General features: G+C 73.3%; 13 protein-coding genes. 1 reads left to right on the plus strand and 12 read right to left on the minus strand.

Going from position 1 to position 13397, the window contains the following annotated elements; translation table 11 throughout:
• The first annotated feature begins 19 nt into the window (after positions 1-19).
• Positions 20-1351 carry an MFS transporter gene (locus tag HZF07_RS11800; RefSeq protein ID WP_157341840.1) on the plus strand — a complete coding sequence of 444 codons (1332 nt, stop codon included), beginning with the start codon at positions 20-22 and terminating at the stop codon, positions 1349-1351.
• 38 nt (positions 1352-1389) lie between these two features.
• Here HZF07_RS11800 and HZF07_RS11805 read toward each other — a convergent pair whose 3' ends face one another.
• From HZF07_RS11805 to HZF07_RS24430, 12 genes are all read right to left on the minus strand, one after another.
• The gene (locus HZF07_RS11805; protein WP_181645093.1) at positions 1390-2073 is read right to left on the minus strand and encodes an SRPBCC family protein; all 684 of its coding nucleotides are present in this window, start codon (positions 2071-2073) and stop codon (positions 1390-1392) included.
• A 2-nt stretch (positions 2074-2075) separates the two neighbouring features.
• On the minus strand, positions 2076-2930 hold the full coding sequence (locus tag HZF07_RS11810) for an FAD binding domain-containing protein (protein ID WP_157341842.1): 855 nt from the start codon (positions 2928-2930) through the stop codon (positions 2076-2078).
• Positions 2927-5368, minus strand: coding sequence for a xanthine dehydrogenase family protein molybdopterin-binding subunit (locus tag HZF07_RS11815; RefSeq protein ID WP_157341844.1), 2442 nt, complete (start codon positions 5366-5368; stop codon positions 2927-2929). Before HZF07_RS11815 ends, HZF07_RS11810 begins: the two co-directional genes overlap by 4 nt.
• Positions 5365-5835: a (2Fe-2S)-binding protein gene (locus HZF07_RS11820; protein WP_157341846.1), complete on the minus strand. Its 471-nt coding sequence runs from the start codon at positions 5833-5835 to the stop codon at positions 5365-5367. The genes HZF07_RS11815 and HZF07_RS11820 overlap by 4 nt, the downstream gene beginning before the upstream one ends.
• A gap of 28 nt (positions 5836-5863) precedes the next feature.
• On the minus strand, positions 5864-7189 hold the full coding sequence (locus HZF07_RS11825; RefSeq protein ID WP_157341848.1) for an FAD/NAD(P)-binding protein: 1326 nt from the start codon (positions 7187-7189) through the stop codon (positions 5864-5866).
• Between the two features lie 42 nt (positions 7190-7231).
• Entirely contained in the window at positions 7232-8434 is a 1203-nt protein-coding gene (locus HZF07_RS11830) for a helix-turn-helix domain-containing protein (protein WP_232523038.1), read from the minus strand.
• Positions 8435-8527: 93 nt separating this feature from the next.
• The gene (locus HZF07_RS11835) at positions 8528-9577 is read right to left on the minus strand and encodes an alpha/beta hydrolase family protein (protein WP_157341852.1); all 1050 of its coding nucleotides are present in this window, start codon (positions 9575-9577) and stop codon (positions 8528-8530) included.
• Between the two features lie 2 nt (positions 9578-9579).
• On the minus strand, positions 9580-9918 hold the full coding sequence (locus HZF07_RS11840) for a cupin domain-containing protein (RefSeq protein WP_181645094.1): 339 nt from the start codon (positions 9916-9918) through the stop codon (positions 9580-9582).
• Positions 9915-11042, minus strand: a complete 1128-nt coding sequence (locus HZF07_RS11845; RefSeq protein ID WP_181645095.1) for an XdhC family protein — start codon at positions 11040-11042, stop codon at positions 9915-9917. The genes HZF07_RS11840 and HZF07_RS11845 overlap by 4 nt, the downstream gene beginning before the upstream one ends.
• A complete protein-coding gene (locus HZF07_RS11850; protein WP_157341854.1) occupies positions 11035-12141 on the minus strand; it encodes a vWA domain-containing protein in 1107 nt (368 codons plus the stop codon). The genes HZF07_RS11845 and HZF07_RS11850 overlap by 8 nt, the downstream gene beginning before the upstream one ends.
• Complete coding sequence (locus HZF07_RS11855) at positions 12138-13013, minus strand: AAA family ATPase (protein ID WP_157341856.1); 876 nt, start codon at positions 13011-13013, stop codon at positions 12138-12140. Before HZF07_RS11855 ends, HZF07_RS11850 begins: the two co-directional genes overlap by 4 nt.
• Before the next feature lie 106 nt (positions 13014-13119).
• Positions 13120-13392, minus strand: a complete 273-nt coding sequence (locus HZF07_RS24430; protein WP_220131839.1) for a hypothetical protein — start codon at positions 13390-13392, stop codon at positions 13120-13122.
• Positions 13393-13397 lie beyond the last annotated feature (5 nt).

The following is a 13397-nucleotide window of genomic DNA, read 5'->3' on the forward strand; positions in this document are numbered from 1 at the left end:
CGCTGAAAGACTCGTCCGGATGTCTGACAGCACGCCGCCGCCGCTCACCCTCCGCTCCTTCTGGCACGACCTGCCGCGCGAGGGCAAGCTGCTGCTGTCGGTGGTCGTGTTCGAGTTCATCGGCACCGGTCTCGTGCTGCCGTTCAACGTCGTCTACCTGCACGAGGTGCGCGGCTTCGCGCTCAGCGACGCCGGCCTCCTGCTCGCGCTGCCACCGCTGGTCGGCTTCCTCGTGGTCGGGCCGGGCGGCACCGCGATCGACCGGTGGGGGGCGCGCCGGATCCTCGTGGGTGCGCTCGTGCTGCAGGTCGCCGGCAACGTGCTGCTCGCCTTCGCCTCGACCCCGGCCGCGGCGGGCGCCGCGCTGCTGCTGGTCGGCGCGGCGTTCGGGGTGTCGTGGCCCGGCTTCCAGGCGCTGATCGCCACCGTCATCCCGTCCGAGCTGCGGCAGCGGTACTTCGGCGTCAACTTCACGCTGCTCAACCTCGGCATCGGCATCGGCGGCCTGGCCGCCGGCATGTTCGTGCGGGTCGACCACCTGCCGACCTTCCAGGCCATTTACCTGGCCGACGCCGTCAGCTTCCTGCCCGCGCTGGTGCTGATGCTCGGTCCGCTCCGGCACGTCGCCGGCCGCGTCGAGCACCACGAGGCGGCCGGGCCGAAGGTCGGCTACCTCGACGTCGTACGCCGTCCGGCGGTCGCGTCGCTGCTCGTGCTCAGCTTCGTGGCGTCCTACGTCGGCTACGCCCAGCTCAACGCCGGCATGCCCGCCTACGCGCGGTCGGTGGGTGAGGTCTCGACGCAGGGACTCGGGCTGGCCTTCGCGGCGAACACGTTGGTGATCGTGGTGCTCCAGCTGGTCGTCCTGCGCCGCATCGAGGGCCGGCGGCGTACCCGGATCATGGTCGTGATGGCGTCGGTGTGGGCGGTGTCGTGGCTGCTGCTCGGCGCGAGCGGGCTGGTGCCGGGCACCGCCGGCGCGACGATCCTGGTCGCCGCGTGCGCCGCGGTCTTCGCGTTCGGCGAGACGCTGCTGCAGCCGTCGATGCCGGCGCTGGTCAACGACCTCGCTCCCGACCACCTGCGCGGCCGCTACAACGCGGCCAGCTCGGCGGCCTTCCAGGCGGCGCAGATCATCGCGCCGCCCATCGCCGGGTTCCTGATCGGCCACCAGCTCGAGAACGTCTACATCGGCAGCCTGGTCGTCGGCTGCGTCGTGCTCGCGGTGCTCGCCGTCGCCCGGCTCGAGCCGCAGCTGCCGCCGGGCGTCAACGGCGTCCGCGACCCCGAGCTGCTCGGCGACGCGGACGCCGTGCCCGAGCCCACGCCGAAGACCGGCATCCTCGACTGACCCTCCCGTCCGGGGTCGGTCACGGGGCAGTGCCTGGGTCAGCTGCGGCGGCGTACCCACCAGAGGACGAGCGCGACGAGCGCGAGCGCCCCGACCGCCTGCCTCCAGTAGGTCCGCGCCACCACCGGCAGCACCGTGCTGCCCAGGTCGATGGCCTCGTCCTGCTGCGGTCTCGGTGCGGTGGTTGCAGCGGGCTCCCGGTCGGATACCCACAGACGTTCCGGCTGCTCCGCGGGCTCGGGAACGACAGGTTCGTCTGTGGGTATCGCGGTGGGCGGCCCGGTGAGGCGCTGCTCCAGGCACGCGACGAACTGGCCGAGGAGCTTGTCGGAGACGTCCTGCATCACGCCGCGGCCGAACTGGGCGGGCTTGCCGGTGATCGACAGGTCGGTGACCACCTCCACGTCGGTCGCGCCGCCGTCGGCCGAGACCATCTGGAGGGTGACCTTCGCGCCGGCCGTGCCGTTGCCGCGCTTGTCCTTGCCCTTCGCGTCGACGACGAAGCGGTGCGAATCCTCTTCCTTCTCGACGAACGTGCCCGAGCCGTTGTAGACGAGCGCGATCGGGCCGAGCTTGACCTTCACCGACCCCGAGAAGGAGTCACCGTCGACCGAGGTCACGCTGGCGCCCGGGAAGCACTCCGCCACGGACGCGATGTCCTGGAAGTGCGCCCAGGTCTCGGCGACCCCGGTCGGGACGGTGAACCGGTGGGTGAGCTCCACGCCTACGCCCCCGCGGCCGCGAGCACCGCTCGGCGGGTCAGCACCCGGGAGAGGTGGCGGCGGTAGTCGGCGTCGCCGTTGAGGTCCGAAGGCGGGTTGGTGCCCTCGTCGGCCCGCTCCGCGGCCGCGCGTACGGCGTCCTCGGTGGCCGGCTGCCCGGCCAGCGCCTCCTCGACCGCCCGCGCCCGCACCGGCGTGGAGCCCATGTTGGCCATCCCGATGCGGGCCTCGGCGATGGTGCCGCCGTCGACCCGAACCGTGGCGGCGACCGCGACGATCGGCCACTGGTGGACGATCCGCACGAACTTCTCGTGCCGCGCTCCCCAGCCGGTGTGCTTGGGGATCCGCACCTCGGTGAGGATCTCGTCGTCGCCGATCGCGGTCTCGAAGAGGTCGACGAAGAAGTCGTCGGCACCGACGGTGCGGGTGCCGCCCGCGCCCTGGATCACGAACTGCGCGCCGAGCGCGACGGCGGGGCCGCCGAGGTCGCCCGCCGGGTCGGCGTGCGCGAGCGCACCGCCGAAGGTGCCGCGGTGCCGGATCTGCGCGTCGGCGAGGTGCTCGACCGCCTTGCTGATCAAGGCGGCGTGCTCGGCCACCAGCGGGTCGGAGCCGACCACCGAGTGCGGCGTCATCGCGCCGATCACGATCGCGTCGCCGTCGTCGCGGATCCCGCGCAGCGAGTCGATCTTCCCGAGGTCGATGAGCACCTCGGGCGCGTTGAGCCGCATCCGGAGCACCGGCAGCAGGCTCTGCCCGCCGGCGATGATCTTGGCGTCGTCGCCGTGCTCGGCGAGCGCGGCCAGGGCGTCCTCGACCGAGGTCGGGGCCAGGTAGTCGAACGCTGCGGGGATCATGCGCCCGCTCCTTCCGCCTCGTCGAAGTGGGGTTGGGCCGCCTCGGTGGTCGCGCCACCGGACCCGCCGTCCTGGATCGCCCGCCACACCCGCTCGGGCGTGCACGGCATCTGGATGTCGTTGACGCCGAGGTGGCGCACGGCGTCGACGACCGCGTTCACGACCGCCGGCGTCGAGGCGATCGTGCCGGCCTCGCCGACGCCCTTGGTGCCGAGCGTGTTCGTGAGGCTCGGCGAGGTGGTGTGGTCGACCTCGAAGCTGATCGTGTCGGCCGCCGTCGGCAGCAGGTAGTCGACGAACGACCCGGACACCAACGTGCCGGAGTCGTCGTAGACCGCCTCCTCCCACAGCGCCTGCGCGATCCCCTGCACCAGGCCACCGTGCACCTGCCCGCTCACGATCAGCGGGTTGATGATGTTGCCGATGTCGTCGCAGCAGACGTACTTGCGCATCTTCAGCTCGCCGGTCTCGGTGTCGACCTCCATCGCGCAGAGGTGGGTGCCGTGCGGGAAGTTGAAGTTCACCGGGTCGTACGTCGCGTCGGAGTCCAGCGAGGCCTCGACCCCGTCCGGCAGGTTGTGCGCCGCGAACGTCGCCAGCGCGACCTCGGCCATCGCCATGCCCTGGTCGGTGCCGCGCACCGAGAAGCGCCCGTTGGCGAACTCGAGGTCGTCGGCCGACGCCTCGAGCAGGTGGGCCGCGATCGGCTTGGCCTTCTCGATGACCTTGTCGGCCGCCTTGACCAGCGCCTCGCCGCCGACGACCAGCGACCGGGACCCGTAGGTGTCCAGGCCCTTGGGGGCGACCTGGGTGTCGCCGTGCAGCACCTCGACGTCCTCGAAGGCGACGCCGAGCCGGTCGGCGACGATCTGGCTGAACGCCGTCTCGTGGCCCTGGCCGTGCGCGGACGCGCCGGTCACGACCTCGACCTTGCCGGTGGCCAGCATCCGCACGCTCGCGTGCTCCCAGCCGCCGGCGCCGTAGTCGAGGGTGCCGAGCACCCGTGACGGCGCCAGGCCGCACATCTCGGTGAAGGTCGAGACCCCGATGCCGAGCTGCACCTTGTCGCCGCTTGCCCGCCGGGCCATCTGCTCGGCGCGCAGCTCGTCGTACCCGATCATCTCCTTGGCGCGTGCCGTCGCAGCCTCGTAGTTGCCGGAGTCGTACTCGAGCCCGGCGACCGTGGTGAACGGGAACTCGTCGTGCTTGATCCAGTTCTTCTCGCGGATCGCGATCGGGTCGACGCCGACCTCGGCGGCGAGCTCGTCCATCAGGCGCTCGATGGCGTACGTCGCCTCGGGCCGGCCGGCGCCGCGGTAGGCGTCGGTCCAGGTCTTGTTGGTGAGCACGGTCTGCACGGAGAAGTGGTAGGCCGGGAACTTGTAGATCGCGTTGAACATGAACGCGCCGAGCACCGGCACACCGCCGCCGACGATCGCGACGTAGGCGCCGAGGTCCGCGAGCAACTCGACCTTGAGGCCGGTCACGGTGCCGTCCTTCTCGGCCGACAGCGTCAGCTTCTGCCACTGGTCGCGGCCGTGGTGGGCCGAGAGCAGCGACTCCGAGCGGGTCTCGGTGTATTTGACCGGCTTGCCGAGCCGGCGGCCGACCGCCCAGGCGATCCACTCCTCCGGCGTCACCTGCAGCTTGCCGCCGAAGCCGCCGCCGACATCGGGGGCGATCACCCGGATCTTCGACTCCGAGACGCCGGTCGTCGCGGCGAGCGCGAAGCGCAGGATGTGCGGGATCTGGGTGGCGGAGTACATGACGTACTGCTCGCCGGTCGGGTCGACGACGACCGAGCGCGGCTCCATGAACGCCGGGATGAGCCGCTGCTGGCGGTACTCCCGCTCGATCACGATCCCGTCGGTCCGCGCCTTGGCGATCGCGTCCTCGACGGGGGCGCCGGTGCCGGCCTCGCCGGAGTCGAAGACCCACAGCGCCGACTTGTTGGTGCCGAGGTCGGGGTGGGCCAGCACGGTGTCGGCCGCGGCCTCCTTGAGGTCGAGCGCGGCCGGGAGCACGTCGTACTCCACGTCGACGAGCTCGGCCGCGTCGCGCGCCTCGGCGGCGCTGCGGGCGACGACCACCGCGACGACCTCGCCGGCGAAGGCGACCCGGTCGCTCGGCATCGGCGAGTGCGTCGGCGCGACCTGGTCGGGCGTGATCGGCCAGGCGTTGATGCAGACTCCGAGCTCGTCGCCGAAGTCCGCGCCGGAGTAGACGGCGACGACGTTGGGCGCGGTCTTGGCGGCACTGGTGTCGACGCTCGTGATGGTCGCGTGCGCGAACGGGCTGCGCACCATCGCGAGGTGCAGCATCCCGGGCAGCGTCAGGTTGTCGGTCCAGCGGGTGCGGCCGGTGATCAGGCGCTGGTCCTCCTTGCGCCGGCGGTCACGGCCGATCTCGCGCTCGACCTGGTCCACGGTCGCGGTCATGACGTCACCGCCTGACCTGCCGCGTGCTGCACGGCGCGCACGATGTTGTGGTAGCCGGTGCACCGGCAGAGGTTGCCCTCGAGGCCGAGCCGGATCTCCTCCTCGGAGGGGTTCGGGTTCTCCTTGAGCAGGTCGACGCTCTGCATGATCATCCCTGGCGTGCAGAAGCCGCACTGGAGGCCGTGGCACTCGCGGAACGCCTCCTGCACCGGGTGCAGCCGGCCGTCCTCGGCGAGGCCCTCGATCGTGGTCACCTCGGCGCCGTCGGCCTGCACCGCGAGCACGTTGCACGACTTCACGCTGGTGCCGTTGAGGTGGACCGTGCACGCGCCGCAGTTGCTGGTGTCGCATCCGATGACGGTGCCGGTCTTGCCGAGCTTCTCGCGGAGGTACTGCACGAGCAGCATGCGGGGTTCGACGTCGTCGGAGACCTGCGCTCCGTCGACCGTGAGTGTGATCCGGGTCATACGGCGCACGCTAGGTGCGCCCGGTTGGTCAAACGTTGGTGCGGGTCAGCACCATGCGAGCGACCTCGGCCGCCTGCGACCGGATCTCGGGGATCGCGGTCGACTCCCACAGCGTGCCCTTGCGGGGCGGGCCGACGGCGTACAGCCCGGGGACGACCGCGCCGTCCGCGCCGAGCACCTCGCCGGCAGGGGTCGAGTCGAGGCCGAGCAGCAGCGGGTCGGGTACGACGAGGCCACGCTCCTGGAGCGCGCGCAGCAGCGGGTCGTCGCTGCGGCTGATGTCGGTGAGCGGCCCGGTGCAGTTGACGACGGCGTCGGCGGCCTCGACGTCGCGCTCGGCGAGCCCGCCCCCACGGACCTCGAGGCGCCCGTCGCGGCGGTAGCCGTCGATCCGGTCGGCGACCTCCGGAGCCATCCGGTGCCGACGCACCTCCCAGTCGCGGGCGTGCGCGGCCAGGAACCGGCGGCGCTCGTCGAGGTCGAGGCGTCGCCAGATCGACTGGGTCTGCGGGCGCAGGCCGTCGACGACGTTGCGCCAGTCGACGCCGTGGGCCCGGGCCGCCTCGACCTGGGCGCGCACGAGTGCGGCGACCCCGTCGGCGGTGAGCGGACCGTCCGGGACCTCGCTCACCCAGGCGGTCGACTGCTGCTCGATGTGGGAGTGCGGCAGCAGGCCGTGCCGGCTCACCATGACCGCGCGGCGGCGGGGCTCGTCCTCCAGCAGCGTGATCGCGGTGTCGATGGCGGTGAGGCCGGTGCCGACGATGACGACCGTCGCGTCTCCCGGCAGCGCCCGGATCGCCGCCAGGTCCCAGGGGTTCGCGATGTAGGACGGCAGCCCCGCGAGGCCGGGGAGCTCCTGGGGCTTCTGGTTGCCGTAGGCGAGCACCACGGTCCCGGCCGTGGTGACCCGGTCGCGGGTGCGCACCTCGAACCCACCCGGGACCGGGGCGATGTCGTCGACCCGTCCGGCGCTGATCGTCAGCCGGTGGTCGGCGACGTCGGCGAGGGTGTCCTGCAGGTAGGCGGCGTACTCCATGCGCGGCAGGAAGCCCAGCGGGTCGGGGTCGCGGCCGGCCCGGAGCGCCCAGTCGAGCAGGTCGGAGGGGACGTCGGCGTACGCACTCATGTGACGCGCTCGGACGTTGAGGAGGTGCCTGGGGTCGGACGTGCCGTAGGCGATGCCCCGGCCGAGCACGCCGCTCGCCTCGTGCACGGTGACGCACAGCCCGTCGTCGGAGCCCGCCAGCAGCTGGAACGCCGTCAGTACGCCGCTGGCGCCTCCGCCGACGATGGCGACCTGCTCCCGACGCGGCGCGGAGACCTCCGCCACGACCTGCTCCACGACTGACATGAGGTAAGTCTAGGGAATAACTTCTGATTGGGTGGAATCGCGTCACCGCTGGGCGGCCGCGAGTCGCCCCTTCAGCAGCGGGACGGCGGGGTTCGGTGCGGCGCCCAGCCTGGCGAGGCACACCTCGACGACCTCGGTGTCGTACGGCGCGAGCTCGCTGTAGCGGACCACCGCGTCGGGTTGCGGGTCGGCGAGCAGGGCCTCGCGGACGGCGACGGCGACGAACTCGGCGAGCTCGTTGAGGGCCGGCGAGTTGGTGCCGGGGAGCAGGTCGCCGCCGTACGCGTCGACGGCCGCGGCGACGCGCCCGCCGCGCAGCAGGGAGAGCACCAGGTCGACGTCGGTGGTCACCGGCATCAGGAGGCGGTAGGGGCGCGACGAGAGCTGGCCGCCCAGCGCGGCCCGCAGGTGGGACACCTCGGCCTTGAGCGTGGAGGTGGTCACCGCCTGGTCGCCGTAGACCAGCGCGTGCAGGTGCTCGAGCGAGAGCCCCTCGGGGTGCATGGCGAGCAGCGCGAGGATCTCGGTCTGCCGCCGGTTGAGCAGCAGCCGCTGCCCGTCGAGCCAGGTCTCGGCGGTGCCCAGCAGCCGCATCGTGAGCCCCGGCTCGCTCGCCTCGTCGAGGTCGAGGTGGGCGTACTGCTGGGTGAGCGGCATCGCGGTCTCGATCAGCCGGGCCAGCACGCGGGCCGTGGCCAGCCCGATCGGGTGGGTGCGGTCCCAGGTCGTGGAGATGTCGATGACGCCGAGCTTGGTGCCGGTGGCGGGGTCGTGCACCGGCGCCGCCCAGCACACCCAGTTGTGCACGATCGAGGCGTAGTGCTCCGCGCTGAACACCATCGCCGGCGCGTCCAGCCGGTTGGCGAGGTCGAGGGCGTTGGTGCCGACGGACTCGTCGTCCCACCGCCCTCCGGGCACGAAGTTGACCGACTCGGCCTTGCGGCGCATCACGCGGCCGCCGTAGGTCCACAGGATTCGGGTCATCGGGTCGGTCACCGCGACCACCAGGTCGCCGTCCTCGGCGGTGCGCCGCAGCTCGGCCTGGACCCGGTCGACGGCGGTGGCGAGCGGAGAGCCGCTCCAGTACGCCGCGGTCGCCGCCTCGTCGGCGAGCGGTGCCTCGGTGACGTCGACCGGGATCGCCGCCTCCGAGCGGTTCCAGCTCGTCAGGATCTCCGGGCGGACCAGCGACGCGGCCTCGTCGCCGCGCTCGACGAACGTCGTCCACGCGCGGACTGCGTCCATCCTGCGGGTCTGCAGCTCCGTGCGTCCCATGACACCCCCAGGTGAGTCGCGGCCAACCTAGCACCGGGCCGGTGACGGGCGTCACACCAGAATTCAGGATCCGAGGTGCCGGCGCAGGAAGCGCACCGTGCGCACGATCGAGTCCTGCCAGCGCGCGTAGAAGGCGTGGTCCTCGCCGGGGTAGGTGACCAGCGTGCTGTCGACGCCGGCCCGCTCGAGCAGCCGGTGGGTCGCGCGCGACCACCGCGGCGGACAGGTGTGGTCGACCGCGCCGTGCAGCACCAGCACCGGCTCGGTGATGCGGTCGAAGTAGGTGCGCGAGGACAGGCCGCGGTAGAACGCCGGCTCCGCGCGCGGGGTGCCGAACTCGTCGTAGAGCGCCGCGACCGCCTCGGGTCGGTTGGGGCGGGTGAAGTGGTCCAGGTTGTCGAGGAAGCGCGAGCTGACGCTGGCGTAGATCACCGCGGCGTCGACGAGGCCCGGTGCGGCGACGAGGGCGTTGAGCGTGACGCCACCGCCCATGGACCGGCCGACCATCGCCGTGCGGTCGTCATCGACGTACCGCAGCCTCTCGAGCGCGAGGACGGCGTTGATGCTGTCGCGCGCGTAGGCCAGGCGCAACTCGCGCTCGAGGTCGCCGGCGGGGTCTCCGGCGGCGTGCCCGCGGTAGTCGGTGTGCAGCACGACGAAGCCGGCGCGGGCCAGCCAGTCCTGCTCGCGGGCCATGCCCTGGCCGGTGGCGTAGATCGACGGCTCGATGTAGCCGTGGTTGAGCACGACCGCGGGGAACGGCCCCCGGCCGTGCGGCCTGAGCAGCACCCCGGAGACGAGCGTGCCGTTGCTGCGGTAGGTCACCTGCTGGCGGGTGTAGTCGGCCGTGCGCGCCTCGGTGCGCAGCACCCGGAGCCCGCGGCCGTCGAAGTCGGCCCGCATCAGGTTGGGCAGCGACGGGGTGTCGGTGGCCGGTGGCAGGGTCTTGGTCTGCTCGGTGGGGGTGGGGGGCTGGGTGGGGCCCGAGGAGGGCGACGGCGACGAGGCGGTCACGGTCGGCGGCGGGTCGCCCGCCGGGTCCGGGTCGTCGCCGGCGCAGGCACCCAGCGGAAGCACCAGCAGCAGGGCCGCGGCACCGGCCGGGCGTCGCATCGTCAGTCCGCGAGCCGGTTCGCGACGGTGAGCAGGACGGCCGCGTCGTCGAGGGCCTCGAGGTCGTGGCGCTGCGGCGGGATGAGCAGGAGGTCGCCGGGGCCGCCCTCCCAGGTCTCGTCGCCGGCATGGAGACGCACCCGGCCGCGCAGCACCTGCAGCGTCGCCTCCCCGGGGCTCTCGTGCTCGCCGAGCGACCGGCCGCCGGCGAGCGCGATCAGCGTCTGCCGCAGGTGGTGCTCGCGTCCGCCGTGCACGGTGACCGCGCTCCTGCCGCTCGCGTGCTCGCGCGCCGCGGCGAGGTGCTCGTCGGTGAGCCGGTCCAGGGAGTGTCCGTTCACGCGAGGTCCTTGTGGATGCGTCCGTCGAGGGAGCCGAGCCGCTCGCCGCTGCCGCCCCACCGACCGGCGACGATCTCGGCGGCGATGCTGATCGCTGTCTCCTCGGGCGTGCGGGCGCCGAGGTCGAGCCCGATCGGGCTGGAGAGCCGGGCGATCTCCTTGTCGTCGACGCCGGCCGCGCGCAGCCGGTCGAGGCGGTCCTTGTGGGTGCGGCGCGAGCCCATCGCCCCGACGTACGCGACCTCGGGGAGGCGGAGCGCGACCTCCAGCAGGGGTACGTCGAACTTCGGGTCGTGCGTCAGCACCGTGATCACCGTCCGGCCGTCGACGCGCTCGGCCTCCGCCTCGGCGGCGAGGTAGCGGTGCGGCCAGTCGACGACCACCTCGTCGGCCTCGGGGAAGCGGCTGGTCGTCGCGAAGACGGGCCGCGCGTCGCACACCGTGACGTGGTAGCCGAGGAAGCTGCCGACCCTGGCCACGGCGGCCGCGAAGTCGATCGCCCCGAAGACCAGCATCCGCGGCTTGGGCGCGAACGCCCACACGAAGACCCGCATCCCCTCGCCGCGGCGCTCGCCGTCGGGCCCGTAGGTCAGCGTGGCGTTATGGCCCAGCGCCAGCAGCCCCAGCGCGTCGTCGCGGACGGCGTCGTCGGCGCGTGCGGACCCCAGCGTCGCTGCGGTCGCGGTGTCCGGCCGGACGACGAGGCGCCGGCCCAGCCAGGAGGGGTCGGGGTGCTCGATGACGGTCGCGAGGGCGACCGGGCGACCGGCGGCGACGTCGTCCGCGACGTCGCCGAGCTCGGGGAAGGTCTCGCGGCTGACCTTCTCGACGAAGACGTCGAGGATGCCGCCGCACGTGAGACCGACGGCGAAGGCGTCGTCGTCGGAGACGCCGTACCGCTCCAGCACGGGGGCGCCCGAGTCGACCACCGACTCCGCCAGGTCGTAGACCGCGCCCTCGACGCAGCCACCGGAGACCGAGCCGACGGCCGTGCCGTCGGGGCCGACCAGCATCGAGGCGCCGGGCGGTCGCGGGGCGGACTGGAAGGTCGCGACGACGGTCCCGACCCCGACGGTCTCGCCGGCTCGCCACCACTCCAGCAGCTCGGGCAGCACCTCACGCACGGGAGACCACCTCCGTCAGGTCCGTGAACGTCGCCAGCGAGTGGCCGGCGAGGAAGTCGTTGCAGTGCGGCAGCGCGGCGAGCACGCCCTGCTGCACGGGTTCGTAGCCGGCCTTGCCGCGGTGCGGGTTGACCCACACGACGCGGTGCGCGATGCGCGAGAGCCGGGCCATCTGCTCGCCGAGCAAGGTCGGGTCGCCGCGCTCCCAGCCGTCGCTGAACACCACGACGACCGCACCGCGGGCCAGGCCGCGCTGCCCCCACCGGTCCAGGAAGAACCGCAGCGTCTCCCCCAGCCGGGTGCCGCCCGACCAGTCCGGCACCGTCTCCCCGGCCGCGATCAGCGCGCGCTCGGGGTCGCGCAGCCGCAGCGCCCGGGTCACGTGCGTGACCCTGGTGCCGACCGTGAACGTCTCGACGCCCGGGCAGGCCTGCGTGTAGCGGTGGGCGAGACGCAGCAGCGCGTCGGCGTACCCGCTCATGGATCCGGACACGTCGACGAGCAGCACCACCCGTCGCGGCCGCACCCCGCGCCGCCGCCACTCGATCCGGGCCGGCTCCCCCATGCGGCGCAGGGAGGCCCGCAGCGAGCGCGAGGCGTCGACCTGGCCGCGGTGCCACCGCTGGTGTCGGGCGGTACGACGCAGCGGCGGGCGCGGGCGCAGCCCGGCGAAGAGCGCCGACAGCCGGTGCCTCTCGGCCGCCGAGAGCTCGGCCACGTCGCGGTGGCGCAGCACCTCGGTCTCGCTCGCGCGGGCGCGCAGCACCTCCTCGTCCACGGTCTCGGCGTCGCCCCCGGAGTCGTCGAGGGGCAGTCCGGAGGAGAGGGGCGCGAGCGGGGTCTGCGCCGGCCGGGCGCGGGGCAGCCCGTCGCGACCGAAGTACGCCGTGAACACCTGGTCGTAGCGCGCCAGGTCGTCGGGGCCGGCGCAGAGCGTGGCCCGCCCGGCGAGGTAGGTGGCGCGCTGGTCGTCGGCGCCGAGCTCCGCCGTCGCGCTGAGGAAGCCGTGCGCCCGGTCGGGCGTGACCGGCACCCCGGCGGCTCTCAGCGCGCGGGTGAACCCCAGCAGGATCTCGTCGGCCTGGCGCACGACGGTCATGGCCGCAGCATCTGGTCGAGCGCCTGCCGGACCCGGTCGGCGTCCTCGCGGTACTTCACCAGCGCGCCCAGCGTCGCCGACGCGGCCGCGAGGTCGATCTCGGCGGTGCCGAGGTAGGTGAGGGCGCGGGCCCAGTCGAGGGTCTCGGCCACCCCCGGCGGCTTCTGCAGGTCGCCGCGGTCGCGCAGCCCCTGCACCACGCCGACCACCTGGCGGGCCAGCGCCTCGGAGACCTCGGGCGCGCGGGACCGGACGATCGCCACCTCGCGCTCGAGGCCGGGGTGGTCGATCCAGTGGTAGAGGCAGCGCCGCTTGAGCGCGTCGTGCAGCTCGCGGGTGCGGTTGGAGGTGAGCACGACGACCGGCGGCGTCGCCGCGCGCACCGTGCCGAGCTCGGGGATCGACACCTGGTAGGTGGAGAGCACCTCGAGCAGGAACGCCTCGAACTCGTCGTCGGCCCGGTCGACCTCGTCGACCAGCAGCACGGCCGGGCTCTCCTGCAGCGCCTGCAGCACGGGCCGGGCGAGCAGGAAGCGCGCGTCGTACAGGCTCTTCTCGGCCTCCTCGACGCTCCGGTCGCCACCGGCCGCCTCGAGGGCGCGCAGGTGCAGGATCTGGCGCGGGAAGTCCCAGTCGTAGAGCGCCTGCGTGGCGTCGATGCCCTCGTAGCACTGGAGGCGCACCAGCGGCAGGCCCAGCGACTCCGCGATCGCCTCGGCCAGCGCGGTCTTGCCGGTGCCCGGCTCGCCCTCGAGCAGCAGGGGCCGTTGCATCCGCAGCGCCAGGTAGGTCACCGTCGCCAGCGCGTCGTCGCTCAGGTAGCCGGTGGCACCGAGGTGCTCGGCGACGGCGGCGGGACTCTCGAGGACCATGCTTCCAGGCTACTCAGCGGGGTGTTGGCGCGCGGTTGGTCGGCGCACGGTGTACGCCGCGACCACGGGTGCTGGCCGCCGGAGACGTGCTGCCAGGCGCGCACTCTCAAGTGCGGGTGCCGACGACCAGACCTGGTCGATGTAGCCGGCGCCGAGCGTGCTCGACCCCGCGGCCCGGGGCAGCATGCCACCACCGCCCACCGCCCACCGCCCGGCGCCAGGCGTCGAGACCGCGGTCGCGGTCGATGTTGAAGGTGCCGACCCGGAGGCGGTCGGGATGCTCGGCCGCCGCTGGCGCGGTCGGCGCGACCAGAGCGGCCAGCAGGCAGAGGAGCGCGACCTGCTTCACGGTCGGCCGGTACCCGTCGGCGGTTGGCACGCCGG

The sequence above is a fragment of the Nocardioides agri genome, from assembly GCF_013778305.1.
Classification (GTDB): Bacteria; Actinomycetota; Actinomycetes; order Propionibacteriales; family Nocardioidaceae; genus Nocardioides; species Nocardioides agri.